General features: G+C 62.5%; 19 protein-coding genes and 1 tRNA gene. 11 read left to right on the forward strand and 9 right to left on the reverse strand.

Going from position 1 to position 19,469, the window contains the following annotated elements; all coding sequences use genetic code 11:
- The first annotated feature begins 133 nt into the window (after window positions 1–133).
- The 4 genes from AC58X1_RS23780 to AC58X1_RS23795 are packed head-to-tail and all read left to right on the forward strand — an operon-like array spanning window position 134 to window position 2,689.
- Window positions 134–916 carry an energy transducer TonB gene (locus tag AC58X1_RS23780; RefSeq protein WP_497429565.1) on the forward strand — a complete coding sequence of 261 codons (783 nt, stop codon included), beginning with the start codon at window positions 134–136 and terminating at the stop codon, window positions 914–916.
- The gene (gene rimI, locus AC58X1_RS23785) at window positions 913–1,368 is read left to right on the forward strand and encodes a ribosomal protein S18-alanine N-acetyltransferase (RefSeq protein WP_101316416.1); all 456 of its coding nucleotides are present in this window, start codon (window positions 913–915) and stop codon (window positions 1,366–1,368) included. Before AC58X1_RS23780 ends, rimI begins: the two co-directional genes overlap by 4 nt.
- 51 nt (window positions 1,369–1,419) lie before the next feature.
- Complete coding sequence (gene can, locus AC58X1_RS23790) at window positions 1,420–2,058, forward strand: carbonate dehydratase (RefSeq protein WP_101316418.1); 639 nt, start codon at window positions 1,420–1,422, stop codon at window positions 2,056–2,058.
- Window positions 2,059–2,104: 46 nt separating this feature from the next.
- On the forward strand, window positions 2,105–2,689 hold the full coding sequence (locus AC58X1_RS23795) for a D-Ala-D-Ala carboxypeptidase family metallohydrolase (protein ID WP_497429566.1): 585 nt from the start codon (window positions 2,105–2,107) through the stop codon (window positions 2,687–2,689).
- Here the strand turns inward: AC58X1_RS23795 and AC58X1_RS23800 are convergent.
- The gene (locus tag AC58X1_RS23800) at window positions 2,629–3,546 is read right to left on the reverse strand and encodes a LysR substrate-binding domain-containing protein (protein ID WP_259077732.1); all 918 of its coding nucleotides are present in this window, start codon (window positions 3,544–3,546) and stop codon (window positions 2,629–2,631) included. The genes AC58X1_RS23795 and AC58X1_RS23800 overlap by 61 nt on opposite strands.
- A gap of 141 nt (window positions 3,547–3,687) precedes the next feature.
- On the opposite strand from AC58X1_RS23800, the gene AC58X1_RS23805 reads away from it, so the two are divergent.
- Window positions 3,688–4,305 (forward strand): LysE family translocator, encoded by a 618-nt coding sequence (locus AC58X1_RS23805; protein WP_497429567.1) that lies wholly within the window; start codon window positions 3,688–3,690, stop codon window positions 4,303–4,305.
- Window positions 4,306–4,307: 2 nt separating this feature from the next.
- Here AC58X1_RS23805 and AC58X1_RS23810 read toward each other — a convergent pair whose 3' ends face one another.
- Window positions 4,308–5,669 (reverse strand): ATP-binding protein, encoded by a 1,362-nt coding sequence (locus AC58X1_RS23810; protein WP_497429568.1) that lies wholly within the window; start codon window positions 5,667–5,669, stop codon window positions 4,308–4,310.
- Window positions 5,666–6,328: a response regulator gene (locus AC58X1_RS23815; protein ID WP_497429569.1), complete on the reverse strand. Its 663-nt coding sequence runs from the start codon at window positions 6,326–6,328 to the stop codon at window positions 5,666–5,668. Before AC58X1_RS23815 ends, AC58X1_RS23810 begins: the two co-directional genes overlap by 4 nt.
- Before the next feature lie 147 nt (window positions 6,329–6,475).
- Between AC58X1_RS23815 and AC58X1_RS23820 the strand changes: the two genes are divergently transcribed.
- From AC58X1_RS23820 to AC58X1_RS23840, 5 genes are read left to right on the forward strand one after another with little or no spacing between them, the layout of a single operon-like run.
- Entirely contained in the window at window positions 6,476–6,742 is a 267-nt protein-coding gene (locus AC58X1_RS23820) for a PepSY domain-containing protein (RefSeq protein WP_101316428.1), read from the forward strand.
- Window positions 6,742–7,287 (forward strand): cytochrome b/b6 domain-containing protein, encoded by a 546-nt coding sequence (locus tag AC58X1_RS23825; protein ID WP_497429570.1) that lies wholly within the window; start codon window positions 6,742–6,744, stop codon window positions 7,285–7,287. Before AC58X1_RS23820 ends, AC58X1_RS23825 begins: the two co-directional genes overlap by 1 nt.
- Before the next feature lie 22 nt (window positions 7,288–7,309).
- Complete coding sequence (locus AC58X1_RS23830; RefSeq protein ID WP_259077739.1) at window positions 7,310–8,578, forward strand: sialidase family protein; 1,269 nt, start codon at window positions 7,310–7,312, stop codon at window positions 8,576–8,578.
- A complete protein-coding gene (locus AC58X1_RS23835) occupies window positions 8,578–9,177 on the forward strand; it encodes a hypothetical protein (RefSeq protein ID WP_188035332.1) in 600 nt (199 codons plus the stop codon). Before AC58X1_RS23830 ends, AC58X1_RS23835 begins: the two co-directional genes overlap by 1 nt.
- Window positions 9,177–11,195 carry an LTA synthase family protein gene (locus tag AC58X1_RS23840; RefSeq protein ID WP_497429608.1) on the forward strand — a complete coding sequence of 673 codons (2,019 nt, stop codon included), beginning with the start codon at window positions 9,177–9,179 and terminating at the stop codon, window positions 11,193–11,195. The genes AC58X1_RS23835 and AC58X1_RS23840 overlap by 1 nt, the downstream gene beginning before the upstream one ends.
- Before the next feature lie 98 nt (window positions 11,196–11,293).
- Here AC58X1_RS23840 and AC58X1_RS23845 read toward each other — a convergent pair whose 3' ends face one another.
- The 6 genes from AC58X1_RS23845 to AC58X1_RS23870 form a co-directional block, all read right to left on the reverse strand.
- A complete protein-coding gene (locus AC58X1_RS23845; RefSeq protein WP_497429571.1) occupies window positions 11,294–13,756 on the reverse strand; it encodes a TonB-dependent siderophore receptor in 2,463 nt (820 codons plus the stop codon).
- A 102-nt stretch (window positions 13,757–13,858) separates the two neighbouring features.
- Window positions 13,859–14,806: a FecR domain-containing protein gene (locus AC58X1_RS23850; protein ID WP_447735810.1), complete on the reverse strand. Its 948-nt coding sequence runs from the start codon at window positions 14,804–14,806 to the stop codon at window positions 13,859–13,861.
- Entirely contained in the window at window positions 14,803–15,315 is a 513-nt protein-coding gene (locus AC58X1_RS23855; protein WP_497429572.1) for a sigma-70 family RNA polymerase sigma factor, read from the reverse strand. Before AC58X1_RS23855 ends, AC58X1_RS23850 begins: the two co-directional genes overlap by 4 nt.
- Window positions 15,316–15,489: 174 nt before the next feature.
- Window positions 15,490–16,605, reverse strand: coding sequence for an MFS transporter (locus tag AC58X1_RS23860; RefSeq protein WP_497429573.1), 1,116 nt, complete (start codon window positions 16,603–16,605; stop codon window positions 15,490–15,492).
- Between the two features lie 313 nt (window positions 16,606–16,918).
- Window positions 16,919–16,995, reverse strand: a tRNA-Met gene (locus AC58X1_RS23865).
- Window positions 16,996–17,091: 96 nt separating this feature from the next.
- The gene (locus tag AC58X1_RS23870) at window positions 17,092–18,018 is read right to left on the reverse strand and encodes a FecR family protein (RefSeq protein WP_497429609.1); all 927 of its coding nucleotides are present in this window, start codon (window positions 18,016–18,018) and stop codon (window positions 17,092–17,094) included.
- Window positions 18,019–18,208: 190 nt separating this feature from the next.
- Between AC58X1_RS23870 and AC58X1_RS23875 the strand changes: the two genes are divergently transcribed.
- The gene (locus AC58X1_RS23875) at window positions 18,209–19,423 is read left to right on the forward strand and encodes an MFS transporter (protein WP_101316450.1); all 1,215 of its coding nucleotides are present in this window, start codon (window positions 18,209–18,211) and stop codon (window positions 19,421–19,423) included.
- Window positions 19,424–19,469 lie beyond the last annotated feature (46 nt).

Below are 19,469 nucleotides of genomic sequence, written 5' to 3' on the forward strand. Positions count from 1 at the left end.
AATGAGATTGCGTCAGGGATTTACCGGGTTGGCCCAGGGTTTTGCCGGCTGGCAAATTTCCGCCAACCTGTAGCGGCGCGGGGCGGTCAACGGCGTTAGAATGCGCGACTGACTTTTCCCGGATGACCGTGCTGTGCTGATCGAGTCCCGCCGCCGCGCTTACCTGTCCGCCATGCAAGTGGTGCACTGGCTGCCGCGTGCCGAACTGCCGTTCGCTGCGCCGTCGCGCCCCGAGCTGCTGCTGCCGCAGGCGCCGGTCGAGGAGGTCGAACTCGAAGCCTTGGCGCCAGCGTCTGCCGCCGCGCCGATCGCGCCGCAGGCACGCAGCATCGAACGGCCGAAAATCGAGATTCCGCGCCCAGCCAGCAGCGTCAAGCCAGCGGTCAAGCCGACCGAGACCGAGGCTGAGCCAGTGGTGGCCCGTGCGGCGCCGGTGCCACCGCCACGGTTTGCCCTGCAGTTGCTGCGCGCCGGCAGTTGCCTGGTGCTGGTCGAGCTGGCCACCGGGCAGCCGTTCCAGAGCCGCGACCCATCCTACCTGCTGCTCAAGGACATGCTCCGCGCCGCCGGCCTGCCGGATGCGCCGCAGATCATCGGCGAGCCGATCCGTTGGCCGCTGCTGGTGCGCGGCAACATGGACCAAGGCCCCGAGGCTGCGCGTGACTTCGTCCAAGGCTTTATCCAGGCACGCCTGGAAGAATCACCCTGCACCTGCCTGTGGCTGATCGGCCTGCCGGCGCTGCGCTTTGCCGCCCAGGCCGAGGCACCGGCCTATCACCAAGAACTGCAGGTCGAAGCGCTGGGCACTGCCTGGGCGCTGCCTGGCCTGGAACTGTTGATGGACGAGCCGCAGCGCAAGGCGGACGTCTGGCAAGCGATGCGCCAGCTGATGGCGCGCTGGAAGAGCGTTGAATGAGTGATTCGATCAGTTTCCGCCCGATGACCGAGGCGGACCTGGATGCGGTGCTGAAGATCGAGTACGCCGCGTTCAGCCATCCCTGGACCCGCGGGATTTTTCTGGATGCGCTCAAGTCATACCAGATCTGGTTGATGTTCGATGGCGCCCAGCAGGTGGGTCATGGTGTGATCAACGTGATCATCGACGAAGCGCACCTGCTCAACATCACCGTAAAACCGGAAAACCAGGGCCGCGGCCTGGGCCTGCGCCTGCTGGAAAAACTCATGGCCGAGGCCTACAAGCTCAATGGCCGCGAGTGCTTCCTCGAGCTGCGCGCGAGCAACCAGTCGGCCTATCGTCTTTATGAACGCTTCGGCTTCAACGAGATTGGCCGGCGCCGCGACTACTATCCAATGGCTGGTGGCCGCGAAGATGCCCTGGTAATGGCCTGCACCCTGTTCGACGAGTGACCTTGCGCCGTCAGGTCCAGTCACACAGGCATAACCTGATGAGGCAAGACCATGCACGACCTGCAGGAACTGATCGACAACAACGAGCGCTGGGCTGACGCGATCACCCAGCGTGACCCGGACTTCTTCGCCAAGCTGGCCCGTCAGCAGACGCCGGAGTTTCTCTGGATCGGCTGCTCCGACGCACGCGTGCCGGCCAACGAGATCGTCGGCATGCTACCGGGCGATCTGTTCGTCCACCGCAACGTCGCCAACGTGGTGCTGCACACCGACCTTAACTGCCTGTCGGTGATTCAGTACGCGGTCGAAGTGCTCAAGGTCAAACACATCCTGGTCACCGGCCACTATGGCTGCGGCGGCGTGCGCGCGGCCATGCAGGACCGTCAACTCGGACTGATCGACGGCTGGCTGCGCTCGATTCGTGACCTCTACTACGAAAAACGCGGTGAGCTGGCCAAGCTCGACACGGACGAGGCGCGGGTCGACCGCATGTGCGAGCTGAACGTGATCCAGCAGGTGGCCAACGTTGCCCACACCAGCATCATCCAGAACGCCTGGCATCGCGGTCAGGAGCTGTCTATCCATGGTTGCATCTATGGCATCAAGGATGGCCGCTGGAAGAGCCTGGACACCACCATAAGCGGCTTTGCCCAATTGCCGCCGCAATACCGCCTGCGCCCGCAGGAGTAGGCTTAACTCTAAGCCAGTAGCGGCCAACTGGCTGAAGGGGTGAGCAATGAAAACAGCAAGGATGCTGCTCTGTGCAGCTGGCTTGAGCATCGCCAGTGTTGCTCAGGCCGACCCGCGCGACCTGTGGATGTTCGCCCAGTGGGCCGGCGACCATCAGACTCGGCCGTTTCGCGAAATGCTGGTCGAGGCACGGCTGTATGGTGTGGTGCCTATCCATCAACTACTACGCTCGGCATCGGACTGGCGCCAGTGTCGTGCCTCGCCGTTCGCGGTGCCGCCACAGGCGCAATGGCCGGCGGTGCGCTCGACCCTGGCATTGCTGAAAACCTTGGGTGGGCAGGGCGCCCTGGGTCGGTTCGAGGTGGTCTCGGCATACCGCGATCCGCAACTCAACGCCTGCGCTGGCGGCGCGGTGGACAGTGCCCACATGCGCGCCTTTGCCGTTGATCTGTTACTGCCGGCATGGGCTGACCCCAATCCGTTGTGCCGCTTCTGGCAGCAGCATGGCCAGGCCTGGAGCATGGGCCTGGGCCGCTATCCGTCGGGGCGCATCCATATCGACACGGCCGGCTATCGCACCTGGGGCGGTGATGGCAGCTCGGGTTCGTCGTTTTGTGCCAAACCCAGCTGAGCCAGGCAGGCCTGAGATTGGCAGCGCACCCAGTCGGCAAAGCGCTGGCGCTTGCAGCCGGGCAGAAACGCCTGCGGGCTGAGCAGGTGATACGCCGAGCCATCCGCGATAAACCCGGCGGGCGCGTGCAATTGGCCGCTGGCAATCTCGTCGCTGACCATCAAGGCTGACGCCATGGCCAGCCCAAGGCCAGCGCTGGCTGCCTGGATCGACAGATAGAAGTGCTCATACTCGCTGCCTGCGCGCTGCCGTGCCCCTTCGCCGCGCAACCGATGCCAGTCAGACCATGCCTTGGGACGGGTGCGGCTGTGCAGCAAACGAGGGTTTTGCGCCGCTTGCTGGCTGCCCGCTCGACAGACCGGCCCCATCCATTCATCGCAGATCTTCACGCTGTGCAGCGTGCGTTCCCAGTGAAAATCGTCACGCCGCAAGGCCAGGTCAATGCCGCTGCGGGCAAAGTCCACCGCTCCGCCAGCAGCGACCAGTTGCAGCTGGATATCCGGGTGCGCGGCATGAAAGTCCGGCAGCCGTGGGATCAGCCAGCGCATGGCGATGGTCGGCTCGCAGGACAGCACCAGCACGTTGTCCTGAAGCGGTTGTTGCAAGCGCTGCACGGTGTCTTCGATCTGCTCGAAGATGGCCTGGGTGGTGCTCTGCAGGGCGCGCCCGGCGGCTGTCAAAAACAGCGCCCGGTTGCGCCGCTCGAACAGTTCGACCCCCAGACTTTGCTCTAGCAAGCGTACTTGCCGGCTAACCGCGCCATGGGTGACGTGCAGACGCTCGGCCGCGCGCACAAAGCTCTCGGTCTGGGCGGCAACGTCGAAAAAACGCAGGGTGTTGAGCGGCGGCAGTTTCATTGAAATCTCGGCGCAAGTGAACGCTGCATATCTGTGAGAAAAACTAGCGGATTTGCGCGACTATAAATCGATTTTGACCTGTGGATAAGCCCTCGATAATCGACGATCTGTGGATTTTCATCGTCTATCGAGGTTGCCTGAGTGAATGAACTGATTGCCGTCGCCGTGTTTACCGTACTTGCCGTGATCAGCCCCGGCGCTGACTTTGCCATGGTCACCCGCAGCAGTTATGCACAGGGGCGCAAGGCCGGCCTGGCCGCTGCGGTCGGCATTGCCTTGGGTGTGCAGGTGCATGTGCTGTACACGGTGCTGGGCATTGCCGTGATCATCAGCCAAAGCCCGGCGCTGTTCATGGCCATGAAGGTGCTGGGCGCGGGCTACCTGATTTATCTGGGCTACCAGTCGCTGACCAATACCAAGCGGATCCACCTCGATGACGTCGGCCAAGGGCAGGGCAGGGGTAGCCTGAGGGCGTTACGCACCGGCTTTTTCACCAACGCGCTGAACCCCAAGACCATGCTGTTTGTGATCAGCGCCTACACCCAGGTGGTGCAGCCGGGCAGCTCGCTGGCGCAGGACTTTGCCTACGGCGCATTCATGTCCTTCGCCCATTGGCTGTGGTTCAGCCTGGTGGCGGTGTTTTTTTCCAGCGCAGCGCTGCGCCTGGCAATGATCGAGCGCCAGCGAGTGGTTGATCGGCTGATCGGCGTGGCGCTGATCGGCCTGGGGGTGACCGTGCTGGTGGCGGGCGTGCGCTGAGCTCAGCTGGCGCGCGCCTGGCTCAGCGTCAGTTCGGCGCAGAGCCCGCCTTGGCGCAGGTTGTACAGACGCAAGTCGCAGCCGATCTTGTCGACAATCATTTCCACGATCGCCAGGCCCAGCCCGGCGCCATTGGCGTTGCCCCGGCTGTAGAAGCGTTCGAACAGGCGCTCCATGTCTGCCTCGTCAATACCCGGGCCCTGATCCTCGACGCTGAGGCGGTTGTCGCCGATCACTACCTTCACTTCGCTGCCCGGCGGGGAGAAGTTGAGTGCGTTGGTCACCAGGTTCTGCAGGGCGATGGCCAGTGCCACCGGCTCGGTCTCGACCCAGCACTCTTCGTCACCTTCGAGGACCAGGTCGACACCCTTGTTCAGCGCCAGCGGGGTCAACTCGGCCAACTCTTCACGCACCAGCTCGGTCAATTGCACGCGGCTGCGCTGGGGGTCGCTCAGTTGCGGCTCGATACGGGCCATGGTCAGCAACTGGCTGCCGATGCGGGTAGCGCGGTCGACGCCGCTGACCAGAAAATCCAACGCTTCGTGGCGTTGCTCGGCGGTGGCGGCGTTGCGTGCGTTTTGTGCGTGAATGCGCAGAATCGCCAGCGGCGTGCGCAGTTCGTGGGCGGCGTCGGCGATAAAACGGCGCTCGCGGGCGAGCAGCTCTTCGACTTGCAGCAACAGCCGGTTGAGCGCGGTCTGCATCGGTTCCAGATCGCTCGGCAGCGGCTTGAGGCGCAGTGGATGGAGGCTGCCGGTCTGCCGCACGCGGAGCTTACGGGCCATGCTGCGCAAGGGCTTGAGGCCCCAGCCGATCACCAGCCAGATCACCAGCGTCAGCAACGGCACGCCGATCAGGGTTGGCCACAGAGTGTGGCGCATGATGCGCTGGATCAGGTCCTGACGAATGTCGTCGCGCTCGCCCACCCAGATCAGCAAGCCTTGCTGCGGGTCGGCGAGGAGAAACGCGCACCACTCGTTGCCGTTATCGAGCAAGTCATGGGCACCGAGGGTCGCGGGCGGCGCCGCCAGCACCGGCGCCTCGGCCGAGCGCACCAGCAACTCGCCATCGCTGCGCCAGACCTGGAAGGTGAGGCGGGTTTCGTAAGGGTGGGCGACGCCGTCGACACCGACCCGGCTCATGGCCTGGTCGAAGGCCTGATACAAGCGCTCCCAGTCGGCCTCGGCAGCATCGCCCTGGCGCAGTACACCCTGCAGCAGACGGGCGCTCTGGGCGAGCTGGGCGTCGTAGACTTCTTCGATTTCGTGATGGCTGTCGCGCAGCACCAGCCAGCTGATCAACGCGTCGCCGAGCAGGATCATCACCAGTACCGGGACCAGAATGCGCGCGCGGACCGAGATCATGCCTGCACCGCCAGCACATAACCGACACCGCGTACGGTGCGGATCAGCTCGCTGCAGAGCTTTTTGCGCAGGTTATGAATCAGCACTTCGAGGGTATTGCTCTCGACCCGATCCTGCCAGCCATACAGCGCGCGGGACAGGCGCTCGCGGGTGACGACCTTGCCGGGGCGCACCATCAGTTGATGCAGCAACTGGTACTCCATGGCCGTGACGATGACCTCGGCGTGCAGGTAGTGCACTTGTTGTGTGGCTGGGTCGAGGCTGATCCCGGCGTGCTCCAGCAGCGGTTGCGCACGGCCCTGACTGCGGCGCAGCAGGGCGCGCACGCGGGCCTTGAGTTCGTCGACGTCGAACGGTTTGATCAGATAGTCGTCGGCGCCGGCATCCAGCCCGGCGATACGCGCGGCGGTGCCATCGCGGGCGGTCAGGATCAGCACCGGCAGGTCCTGCTGCTCGGCGCGCAATTGCTGCAACAGGTCGAGGCCGTCCAGGCGTGGCAGGCCGAGGTCGAGCAACAACAGATCGAAGCTCTCGGTGCGTAACGCGTGCAAGGCGGCCACCCCATCCTGCAGCCAGTCGAGGGTATAGCCTTCGGCGCCCAAGGCCACGCGAATACCCTGGCCAAGGGCTCGATCATCTTCGACGAGGAGTAGGCGCATGGTGAAGTCTCTGAAGTAATCGGCGGCATCATGCCGGGTTCTACACAGGCGGATTTCAGCAAAGATGTAACTGCTCGTTACCGGCTAAGGTTGGCCTAAGGTTGCTTTTGCATTGTGGGCCCACCCACATCTGCCGAGAGCTTTTCCATGCGCAAAATTCTCCTGCTGTCCCTGATCATCGCCAGCCCCCTGGCCGTCGCCGGCCCGCAGTGCACCACCGCCGAACGCTCGCAGTGGCAGGACCAAACTGCCTTCCAGGACAAACTCAAAGCCGAGGGTTACCAGATCAGCAAGTTCAAGGTCACCGACGGCAACTGCTACGAGATCTACGGCTTCGACAAGGACAAGCGCAAGGTCGAAATCTACCATGACCCGGTCACAGGCAAGGCAATCAAGACCGAGATCAAAGACTGATGCAGGGCGAATCCCTGCGCCTGTGGGATCCTTTGGTGAGGCTGTTTCATCTGTCTATCGCCGGGGTCTTCGTCGCCAACTACTTCTTCAATGAAGCCGGCGACGACTGGCATGTCTGGCTCGGCGACTACGCCATGGCATGGCTGCTGGTACGCAGCGTGTGGGGATTCGTCGGGCCGCGCAGTGCGCGCTGGGCAGACTTCTGGCCGACCCCGCAACGGCTCGCCGCGCACCTGCGCTCACTGCTCAAGGGCAAGCCGCAACACCGTCTTGGCCATTCGCCTATTGGCGCGCTGGTGATGTTGTTAATGCTGCTGGCGCTGCTGGTGATTGGCAGCAGCGGGTTCCTGATGCAAGAAGTCGATGCCCTGTGGGGCGCCGATTGGCCGCTGAAAGTCCACGAGACTGCCGCTGATGTGTTGTTGGCGCTGGTCTGTGTGCATGTGCTGGCCGCAGTGTTTGAAAGTATCCAGGTGCGGGACAACCTGCCGCTCTCCATGCTCACCGGCCGCAGGAAGCGCCTGCCGGACGAGCGTGCGCAGTAATACTCCCATCGACAGGTTCTCTATGCGCTCTGCCTTAATGATCTGCGGCGTGCTGGCGGTGTTTTTTGCTGCCTGGCAAAGCCATCCGCCCCATGTGCTGGCGCCGTTTGCCCAGCTCAGCTCGAACGACACAGGCACGCCGGCCCCGGCGCAATTCAGTAGCCGCTTCGTCTCCAGCCAGCTGACTGACTTTGTCCATTCATCCTCGGTCACGGCCATGCCCGATGGTGGCTTGATGGCCGTGTGGTTTGCCGGCTCGCGCGAAGGTGCGGCCGATGTTCAGGTGCGCGCGGCGCGCTTTGATCCGCGCACTGACGAGTGGGGCGCCGAACAGGTGCTGGCTACCCGTGAAAGCACCCGCGACGGCACCCAGCGCTATATCCGCAAGCTCGGCAATCCGGTGATCGCGCTCGGCCCGGACAACCGCTTGTGGATGTTTTATGTCTCGGTTTCCGTGGGTGGCTGGGCCACCAGTGCGATCAACCTGATGGTCTCCGATGACCTCGGAAGCAGCTGGTCGGCGCCACGGCAACTGGTGACTTCGCCGTTTTTCAATATCAGCACCCTGGTGCGCGCCGCGCCGGTGTTTCACGCCGATGGCTCGATCGGCCTGCCGGTGTACCACGAGTTCATGGGCAAGTTTGCCGAGTACCTGTACTTGAGCGCCGAGGGTGAGGTGGTCGACAAATTCCGCATAAGCCGCGGCAAGCACTCGCTGCAACCGACCATCGTCCCGCTCGATGGCCAGCGCGCCGTGGCGATGTTGCGCTATGCCGGCGAAACCCATCACCGCGTGCTGGCCAGCCGCACCGAAGACGCCGGCCAGACCTGGAGCGAACCGTACCCGCTGGAACCGGCCAACCCCAATTCGTCGCTGGCCGCAGTCGGCACTGACGACGACGGTCTGCTGGTAGCCCTGAACGACCTGCAGGATGGCCGCTTCAAGCTCAGCCTGTACGGCACTGACGCCGACCTCAACGAGTGGCGCAGTGTGGTGGAGCTGGACCAGTCGCCGGATCCGCTTGGCCAGCCGTTCTCGCCCGAGGCCTATAAAGCGATCATTGGTGAGGGCTTTCGCGCCTCCAGCGGTGCGCGCCGGCTGCCGCTCGAACAGCGCTTCCTGAGTAACCTCGACTACCGCGTATGCAAACCGCGTGGCTGCGATTTCGAGTACGAGTACCCGTACTTCAGCCGCAGTGCAGATGGCATGTACCACCTGGTCTACTCGTGGAACAACACCTTCATCAAACATGTCAGCTTCAACCAAGCCTGGCTGGCGGGGCGCCTGTGATGGTTTCGGTATGGCAGGCCCACTTGAGTTTCGTCCTGATCGGCTTTGTCGCGTTCAGCGCGCTGCGTTTTACCGCGCCGTGGCGGCCCTGGCTGCTGCCGCTGTTGGTGGTGGCCAGCTTCATTCCGCTCAGCCAACTGTCGCTGGCAAGCTATGTGCGCAGCTTTACCGATGATCTGGCGTTCAGCACGCTGGTCCTGCTGGCCTGGGTGAGCCTGACCCGCCTGGGTCTGCTGCAACCACTCGAGCGCACGCAGCGGATGCAGTTGCTGCTGGCGTTCACGCTGCTGAGCCTGCTGCTGTACCCGGCCACGCTGGGGCTGACCTATTTTGATCCGTACCGCTGGGGTTTCAATCCGCGGCCAATGATTGTGCTGGTGGCAGGGCTGGCGTTGCTGATGCTGTGGCTGCGCAACACGCTGGCCGTCGCGATGCTGGCACTGGGCACCCTGGCGTTCGCCCTGCGCTTGAAACCTTCGGAAAACTACTGGGATTACCTGCTCGACCCGTTGCTGACGGGGTACTGCCTGATCGCCGCAACCGCGCTGCTGATCGGCAGTGCATGGCGGCCCTTGATGAAATGGCATAGAGGTCAATGATGGGAGTGTTGCAGTCTCGCCGCCTGCGCTACGGCGTGGGCGCAATCGGTTTGGTGTTCGCGTTGCTGGTGGCCTTGCGGCTGGTGTTTCTGCTGGGTTTTTCCGGGCTTGAACTGACCACCCCGGCGCTGCTGGAGACCCTGGGCATCGGCCTGCGCTTCGACCTGCGCCTGGCGCTGCTGATCCTGCTGCCGCTGGCCGTGCTGGCGTGGCTGCCACGCTGGAACCTGACTACCCTGCCGGCCATGCGCTGGCTGGCGCGGGTTTATCTGGCCGTGGTGCTGGCCGCGGTGGGCCTGGTCTATATCATCGACTTCGGCCACTACGCCTACCTCGGCGTGCGGATCAACGCGACGGTGCTGCGCTATCTGCAGGACGCGCAAATCTCACAGCAGATGGTCTGGGAAACCTATCCGGTGCTGTGGATAACTGCCTGTTGGCTGGCAGCAGTCGGCTTGTGGGTATGGGCCTTGGTTTGCCTGGAACGGCTGACCCTGGACGCTGAGCGCAAGCCGATCAACCGCTGGGCGCTGGCCTCGGTTTCGTTGATTGGGGTAGTTGCAGTGCTGCTGGCCCTGCTCGGGCGGGTTGCCAACCTCAACCTGGAAAACCCGGTGCCTTTGCGCTGGAGCGATGCATTCTTCTCCGGCAACAGTCAGGTTGCAGCGGTGGGTCTGAACCCGGTGCTGTTCCTCTATGACACGCTAAAGGCCGGCCAGGCTCAGTACGATGAAGCCAAAGTGCGTGAGTACTATCCGCAGATCGCCCAGTACCTGAGCGTGGATCAACCAGACGCTGGCCGTCTCGACTTCATCCGCAAGCAGCCGGTGCAGCCCTATAAGCTGGCCGGCGAGCGCCCGCCGAATGTCATCTTCGTCATGCTCGAATCACTCGGCACCAGCGCCGTCGGCGCCTACGGCAACCCGCTCAATCCAACGCCGAACCTGGACAAGCTGGCCAGCCAGAGCTGGTTCTTCAAACACTTCTATGTGCCCGTTACCGGCACTGCAAAAACGGTGTGGGCGAGCATCACTGGCGTGCCTGACGTCACCCGGCAAGAGACGGCCACGCGCAATCCGCTGATCACTCGGCAACACACCTTGATCAACGCCTTCGAGGGTTATCAGAAGTTCTACATGATCGGCGGCAATGCCGGCTGGGCCAACATCAACGCGCTGATCCGCCAGAGCATCGACGGCGTGCAGTTGTATGAAGAGAGCGACTGGCAATCGCCGCGGGTCGACGTCTGGGGGATTTCCGATCTGGATCTGTTCAAGGAAAGCGACGCGCTGTTGCGTGCCGTGCCCAAGGACCAGCCGTTCTTCGCCTATCTGCAGACCTCCGGCAACCACCGGCCCTTCACCATCCCCAGGCACAACGACGGTTTCCAGGTGGTCGACGTAACCCTTGAGCAAGTCAATGCTGCCGGCTCGCGCAGTGTCGAGCAGTACAACGCCGTGCGCCTGCTCGACTACAACATTGGCCGCCTGATGGAGATCGCCAAGGCCGGTGGTTACTACGACAACAGCATCTTTGTGTTCTTCGGTGACCACAACACGCGCATCAGCCAGATCCCGCACATGGCGCCGGCGTTTGAACAGCTGGGCCTGGAAAGCAACAATGTGCCGTTGCTGATTCATGCCCCAGGTCTTGAGCCGCGGGTGATCGAACAAGCGGTGGGCCTGGTTGACCTGTTGCCGACCGTAGCCGGCATGGCCGGCGTGCCCTTCGTCAACGGCGCGCTGGGCCGCGACATCCAGCAGCCAGCGCCGGAAGGCGAGCGGGTGGTGCCGCTGGTATTGCGCGAGGGCACCTTCCCGATCATCGGCGGCGTGACCAGGGACTTCCTGCTGCAGATGCAGCACGACGGCAGCGCACCGACCCTGCACGATCTGGCCTCGGCAACGCCGCGTGATGATGTCGCCGCGCAGTATCCCGAGGAATTCCAGCGTTTACGCACGCTCACCCATGGGCTGCATGAAAGCGCGCGGTTGATGCTCCATCGCAATGTCCGCTAGCTGCGCCCAGCGCTGTACCGGCCGCTCCAGGCAGATCGGCGCTGCGCCGGGCAAGCGCTGTCAGAACTTGGCCCGCACATCGCCAGCGCGCTTCTGACTCAAAGGGACCACTTCACGGTCAATGCGGCATTGCGCGGTTCGCCATAAACGTTGAAACCGTTCCAGGTATTGCTGTTGATGCTCTGGTAGTACTTCTTGTCGAAGACGTTATTGACGTTCAAGCGCAGGTCGACGTTGTCCGAGACTTTGTAGCCGGCCATCAGGTCGAGCACCTGGTAGGCCTTCTGCTCGATGCGGTAGCCGCTGCCCTGGTTGTAGATGGTGTTCTGCGCGCTGATGGCGCCGCCGACACGCCAGCGTTCGAGCGTGCCAGGCAGTTGGTAGGTAGTGCTGGCCTTGAACAAATGGCGGGGCAGGTCGCTGGCGAACAGCCGGCCTTCGTTGTCCCGGTTGGCATCCTTGCGGTACTTGGCGGCGTTGTAGGTGTAGCCAGCCGCCATTTGCCAGCGCTCGTTCAGTGCGCCGCTGACTTCGAGTTCCAGGCCTTGGCTGCGCACTTCGCCGGAGGCCTGGTAGCAGGCGACACCGGCGGGTGTCTGGCACACGCCTGGGGCATTGATTACCGAGGCGCGGTTTTGCTGGTCGATCCGGAAGACCGCGGCGCTGGCGTTCAAGGCGCCGTCGAAGTATTCGGCCTTGATGCCGGCTTCATAGTTCTTGCCAACGATGGGTTGGATGGCCTTGTTCTGGCTATCGACCACACCTTGCGGGGTGAAGATATCGGTGTAGCTGACGTACACCGAGTAAGTGTCGTCGAGGTCGTAGATGAGCCCGGCGTACTTGGTCAGGTTACGGCTGACGTCGTATTGGCTGGAGGTCGGCTGGACTCCGGCAATATTGCTCGAGTTGTCGATCTGGTAGTCGTACCAGTCCAGGCGTGCACCCAGAATCAGGTGCAGCGGTTCGGCCAGGCTGAAGCGGCCAGTGAGGTACGCGCCGGTTTGTTCGGTTTCGCTTTGTTGCTGCCAGGCGCCCATGTTGAACGCTGGAATCGCGGTTACGTGGGGGTTCCAGTTGTAAATGTTGATATCGGCAGCCGACAAGACTGTGGTGCCGTTGCCGTGGAAGGTTTCCTTGCGGCGGCTGGCGCCGATCACCAGTTCATGTTCGCGCTCGAACAAGCTGAACGGGCCGCTGGCAAATGCGTCATAGCTGCTCTGCTCATTGCTGTATTTGAACTTGCCGGTCATCTGGTTGAAGCTGCCGTCGACTGCACCGGCACTGACGTAGGACGCCAGCAGATCAAGCTTGGACCACATCCTGGTCGCTGCCAGGCGCAGCTTCCAGCCATTGTCGAAGCGCTGTTCGAGCTCACTGAAGAGGCTGTTGTTGTCCTGATCCCAGCGGCCCCAGTCATTGCCCAGATAGGTCGAGCGCGACAGCTTGAGGTCGCCGCCATCGCTGGCGGTGGGCACGCCGCCCCAGGCGGTGTTGTTGTTCAGGTTCTGATTCGAGGCGCCTACGGTCAGGGTAGTGCTGTCGCTCAGGTCTGCCTCGGCGATGCCGTAGAACAGTGCGTGCTCTTTGTTGACCACGTCCTGGAAGCTGTCCTTGACCTGATAGCTGGTGACCGCCCGGCCGCGCAGGCTGGCGCTGTCGTTGAGGGCGCTGGAGGCATCCAGCTCGCCGCGATAGTTGTCCCAGCTGCCGGCACTGGCAGTCACGCTGACCTGAGCGTCCTTGGTCGGGCGCTTGCGCACCAGGTTGATTGCCGCAGAGGGACTGCCGGAACCACTCATCAAGCCGGTGGCGCCGCGTACCACTTCGACCCGATCGAGCATGGCGGTGTCGGCGGCGGCGATGGTGTCCCGGGCGGTGTAGCTGGACACGGTGGTCGGCAGGCCGTCGTACATGATGTTGTCGACCTGAAAACCACGGGCGTAGTAGGTCGGGCGCTCGGGGCCGTCCTTTTTCACGGTGACCCCGGGGACGTCCTTGATCACGTCGTGCAGGTCCTGCATGCCACGGTCGTCCATGCGCTGGCGGGTAACTACCGAGACCGACTGTGGCGTCTGGCGCATGCTCAAGGCCAGCTTGGTGGCGGTCTGCATAGGGCCGGTCGTATAGGAGCCGGTATGTTCGCTGGTGGCGCCAAGAGTCGCGCCGGTGATGGTGGTGGCACCGAGTTCCAGCGCTGCATCGCTTGGCGTGCTGACCAGGGTGTAGCGTTGCGGCCCTTCCTGGCGTGCCTGTAATCCACTGTTGGCGAGCAGCCGGGCAATACCCTCGGCAAACGTGTGACGACCGTTCAGACCGGGGCTGAACAAGCCTTCGGTTTGAGTCGACGCGAACGATAACGTCACCCCGTTGCTGGCGGCAAAGTGGCTGAGCGCGGTATCCAGAGGCCCGGCTGCAATTGCATATTCACGTTGTTCAGCAGCTTGTTGTGACCAGGCCGGAGTGGCTACCGCGCCAGCACAAAGCGCACCGCCGAGGCTGATGCGCAGCAGTGTGGAGTTGAGGCGAAAGCGCAAAGCTGCGAGAGGGGTGGGGGGGCTCATGCGTGACTTCCTATGCCGTTGCAGTAATGGCGGCTGAATGACCGCTCTACTGATGAGCCGAACGAAACTCGCAATCGGCAAGCTGCAACGGGTGAAATCTGTTTACGCTTCTATCCGTACCCAGTACCGCGAAAGCTGGCGCACCTTCACCGGCAACGAAACCTGCAGGTTGGCCAGTACTCCATCGATATCATCCAGGCGAAACGCGCCGGATATTCTCAAGTCCGCGACCTGCTCGGCGCAGCCCAGATAGCCCGCACGGTAGCGCGACAGCTCGCCAATGAAGTCCGCCAGGCGCCAGTCAATCGCCACCAGCACGCCTTGGGTCCAGGCGCTGTTGCCGGCAGAGCCAAGGCGTAGATTGCCCATGTGGGCCGCGCCAAAGGTTAGCGCCTGGCCGTGCTCGACCCGTTGCACCTGACGGGGCGCGTCGCGGCTGCTGACCTCGACTGCATGCTGCTCCACCTCAACCGTGCTGAAACCTGACAGCACGCGGACATCAAAGCGGGTTCCTAGCGCAAGAACCCTTCCGTGAGGTGTCTGCACTGCAAGCGGTCGCGCGGGCGCCTGCTCGGACGCAGTCGTCACAAAGATTTCGCCCTGACGTAGAACGATCAATCGCTGCTGTGCGCTGTAGGCGATATCAACCTGAGTGTCGGTGTTCAAATCCAGGCGGCTGCCATCAGGCAACTTCACGTGCCGGCGCTGGCCAGTACCAGTGGCGAAGTCGGCGCTGTAGGGCGAGCTGCGATAACCGGCGAAAGTTGCGGCGCCAGTGGCCAGCAGGAGCAGCAGCTTGAGACCTTGGCGGCGCTGCACGCCCATCTGCGACAACACCGGCAAGGCCAGCTCACCAGGCACGCCGCGCAATTGTTGCTGGAGCTTTTCTATCCGCGCCCAGGCATTGACGTGTGCAGGGTCAGCGTCGAGCCAGCGTTGCCAGGCCTGATGCTGGTCTGGCGTGACCTCGTTGTCATTGAGCGCGAGATACCACGCTACTGCCGCCTGCAGATGATTTTTGCCGGGCACAGAGGCGGGTGCGCTGGTCATGCGTCCATCAACACAATGCACTGCATCAATGCCTTGCTCAGGTGGTTCTTGACCGTTGTCACCGAGAGGCCAAGACGCTTGCCCACCTCGACATAGCTCAGGCTTTCGAGTTGCACCATGAGGAAGATCTGCCGGGTGCGCTGGCCCAGGCCATCGAGCAGGGTGTCGATGGCCAGCAGCGATTCGATGATCAGGTGATAGGTTTCCGGCGAAACCTCAAGCGGCTCCGGTCGCGCCGCCAATACCTCCAGGTACGCCCGCTCAAGGGTTTGTCGACGGGCTTTGTCGATCAGCAGGCCTCGAGCGATAGTTACCAGGTAATGACGGGGTTCGCGCAGAGCAGGCATTTGTCGCAAAGTCAGCATACGCATGAAGGTATCCTGAGCCAGGTCGGCTGCATCGGCGCTGTTGCAAGTGCGCGTGCGCAGCCAGCCTTTGAGCCAGCCATGGTGCTCGCCATAAAGGTGGCCGATATTCAGTGAGTTTGAAGCCTTGAGCCCTGCGTCCATGACTGATCGCTACGGATGATAATATATCTCATTATTATCCAGGCGAGGGTGCATGACAATCTGCTATTGGCACTGGAGCGGTGGTGAGTCCACATCAGCATTTGCAGCCCTGTGCTCAGCCAGGCATATACCGAGCGCCAGCAGCAGGGCAGTAGTTGCGAACCCAGCCGCCAGTCAAAGATTCCCTGTAAGGCCTACCTTGTCCAAAACCAGGCCACCGGCCCATGCCCCCAATGCGATGGCGACATTGAACACGCCGACGTACAGCGCCGTTGCGACCTCCACCGCATGCGGTGCGGCCTTCATCATCCACGTCATCAGGCCTACCGACACACCGCCATAGGCCAGCCCCCAGACCAGCAACAGCATGCCGCCGCCGAGGTTGGAATTGCCGATGAGCAGGAACAGCACCGGCGTCAGCAGCAGCCCGGTCGAGATCGCCAGCAACGTGCGTGCTGTGCGCCGCGCGGCGATGACGCCGGCAATGAAGTTGCCGACGATGCCGGCGAAGCCATAGGCGAACAGCAGTGCGCTGACCCATTGGCTATCGAAGCCTGACACCGACATCAGCAATGGCCGCACGTAGGTGAACAGCATGAAGTGCCCGGCGACCAGTGCCAGCGTCAGCAGCAACCCCACTTGCAGTTTGCGGCTACCCAGCTGCTGGGCAAACTGGCGCATGGTCACCGAACTGGTTACCGGTAGCCCGGGGATCACCGCAAGGTGCAGCGCCAGCACCAATGCGCTGAACAGGGCCATGCCGGCAAAGGCCCAGCGCCACCCGGCATAGTCGCCGATCAACGCACCCAGCGGCACGCCCAGCACCGAAGCAGCGGCCACCCCGCCGAAGATGATCGAGGTCGCCAGGCCAACCGAGTGCGCCGCCACCAGCCGCCCCGCCAGCCCCCCGGCGATCGCCCAGATCCCCCCCATGCAAAAGCCGACCAGTACACGCGCGGCCAGCATCCAGGCCATGCTCGGGGCCAACGCCGAGGCGATGTTGACGATCACCAACAGCCCCAGCAAGCCGCAGAGGATCCTGCGCCGATCAATGCCGCCGGATGCGATGACCACCAGCGGGGCAAAAAACGCTGCCAGTAGTGCAGGCAGTGAGATCATCAGCCCTGCCGTGCCGGTGGAAGTATTCAGCGATTCGGCAATCGGTGGCAGCAGCCCGACCGGGAGCATTTCAGTGGTGACCACGGAAAATGTCGCAAGGCCGACTGCGCTGACGGCCAGCCAGGGGTGCTGCGCGGAGGTTGCTGTGAGTTCGGATGAAGACGTGCTCATGGTTCAGGTCCTTTGAATTTTCAAGCAAGCCTTGTCGTCTGGCAGTGTTACCTGGAGCAGAACATACGCGGCGTATGAAAGGGACCCTATATTGATACGTGCTGAATGTAAATAATCATACGCACTGAATGTAAGTGCGTTGACTTCTCGCGGCATCGGCACTGAGAGGGCAGGCGGGGAAATTTGCCCAGAGGAATACGCAGAGGAGTTGCAGGGCGATTCAAGGACAGAACGCCAGAAACAAGAAAGCCCGCACTAGGCGGGCTTCTTGTTAGATCTACAGACCTCGTGAGAAATCTGTAGATCTGAAGGGTGGTGGCTACACAGGGACTTGAACCCCGGACCCCAGCATTATGAATGCTATGCTCTAACCAACTGAGCTATGTAGCCAACTGGCGCGCATTATTCGCTTCAGACGCCCCTCTGTCAACACCCGGATCAAAAAAAATTTACACGGTTTCAACCGCTTAGCCTGCACGTGCGGTTTCAGCGGGCGATCAGCCACTGGCCGAACAGGCTATACAGCTGCAATTGCTGCTCGGCGGCGAGCTGATCGAGGCTGGCCTGGGCGCGGTCGAGGTTGAAATCACCGCTGACCCGGCGATAAGCGGTTTGCTCATCCATCAGCCAGACGCGCTGGCCTTGATAGCCGGCCAGGCGCTCGAGCACGCTGGCCAGGGGCTGATCCTTGACCTGCAAGTGCCCGCTGCGCCAGGCCTCGACGCGCTGCACGTCGATTTTTTGCACAGGGTCGATGCGCTGTTCAGTGAAGGTTACCCGTTCGCCGGCCGAGAGCAGGCGTTGATCGCCGCCTTGAATGATCATGGCTTTGCCGTTGAGCACGACCAGTTCGTCATGTTGGCTGCTGCGGGCGATCATCAGGCGAGTGCCATAGACCTGAATCCGCGCCTGGCCGACTTGCACTTCCAGGGCGCGGCCATCGAGCACCACTTCGAGCGAAACCTGACCTTGCACCAGTTGCAACTGGCGGGTGCGCCCACGCAGGTCGGCGTTCATCGCGCTGGCGCTGTCCAGGTGCATCGTTGAACCGTCGGCCAGACGCACACTGCGGCGCTCGCCGCTGGCGGTGTGCAGTTCACTGGCCAGGCGCTGCATCAATGGCCAATACAGATAGGCAAGGGCGGCGAGGATCAACAGAAACAGCGCGGCGAGGGTTTTGCCGAGATAGCTGCGGCGGGTTTTCAACTGACGCGGGCGCGGCCTTGCCGGGGGAGGCGTGAGTTGCTGCCAGTAGGCTTGCAGTTCAGCGTAGGCGCGGGCGTTGGCAGGGTCCTGCTGCTGCCACGTGGCGAACGCCTGCCGCTGCTGCTCATCGCAGCCTGGCTGACGGAGCATGGAAAACCACTCCAGTGCCTCGCGATCGGCGTCGGGCGTGGGCTGCTGGGCGGGCATTGGGTTCATTGATCGGTCTGCTCGCAGGTGAGGCGGAAGCGGCGAAAGGGAGTGGGGCAATGTGCCATGGATGCTAATTATATTGAGAACCATTTACAAGCACGTGTCGGACCGATGGTAAAAAAGCTAGCTATGTATCGATTTGTTTCCCGATAATCGGATCCCAAACCCGCGGACGGATGTCGAGCCCATGGCCATCAGCAGTTCTCAAACCACCTCCAGCGCAACTACGGCTTCAGGTGCCAACCCTCTGGTGATGCGCATCATCGGCTTCTGTGCGCTGGCGCACCTGATCAACGACCTGATCCAGGCCGTGCTGCCGGCGATCTACCCAATGCTCAAGGCCAATTACAACTTGAGCTTCGCCCAGATCGGCCTGATCACTCTGACGTTCCAGATCACAGCGTCGCTGTTGCAGCCGTGGGTGGGCTTTTTCACCGACAAGCGGCCGACGCCGAATCTGCTACCGCTGGGCACCCTGTGCACCTTGGTCGGGATCGTGATGCTGGCATTTGTTGGCAGCTTCCCGATGATTCTGGTGGCGTCAGCGCTGGTCGGCATCGGTTCGTCAGCATTCCACCCCGAGACATCGCGGATTGCCCGGCTGGCTTCGGGTGGGCGCTTTGGCCTGGCCCAGTCGACCTTCCAGGTCGGCGGTAATGCCGGCTCGGCGCTGGGCCCGCTGCTGGCAGCAGCGATCGTCATTCCGTTCGGCCAGACCCATGTCGCCTGGTTCGGCCTGGCTGGCTTGTTCTTCTTCGGCGTAACCCTGCTGCTGCGCCGCTGGTACAAGGAGCACCTCAACCAGGCCAAGGCGCGCAAGGCGGTAGAAGCAACCCATGGCCTGTCGCGCCAGCGCGTGATTGGCGCATTGGTGGTGTTGGGCTTGCTGGTGTTCTCCAAGTACTTTTACATGGCCAGCTTCACCAGCTATTTCACCTTCTACCTGATCGAAAAGTTTGACGTCTCGGTGGCCAGCTCGCAGTTGCACCTGTTCCTGTTCCTAGGCGCGGTGGCGGCGGGGACGTTCTTTGGTGGGCCGATTGGCGACCGCTTCGGGCGCAAGGCGGTGATCTGGTTCTCGATTCTCGGAGTAGCGCCGTTCACCCTGGCGCTGCCGTACGCCGATCAGTTCTGGACCACCATCCTCAGTGTGGTGATCGGCTTTATCCTCGCTTCGGCATTCTCGGCCATCGTCGTTTACGCCCAGGAGCTGGTGCCGGGCAATGTTGGCATGATCGCCGGGATCTTCTTCGGCCTGATGTTCGGCTTTGGCGGCATCGGTGCGGCGCTGCTGGGCTACGTGGCCGACCTGCGCGGGATCGAATACGTGTATGCGCTTTGTTCGTATCTGCCGCTGTTTGGCCTGCTGGCAATATTGCTGCCGTCTACCGGCAAACGCTGACAAGTGCAGTGGGGTCGCAATACGGCCTCACCGCAAGTTAATAAGA

The organism is Pseudomonas sp. PGPR N4, assembly GCF_059693665.1.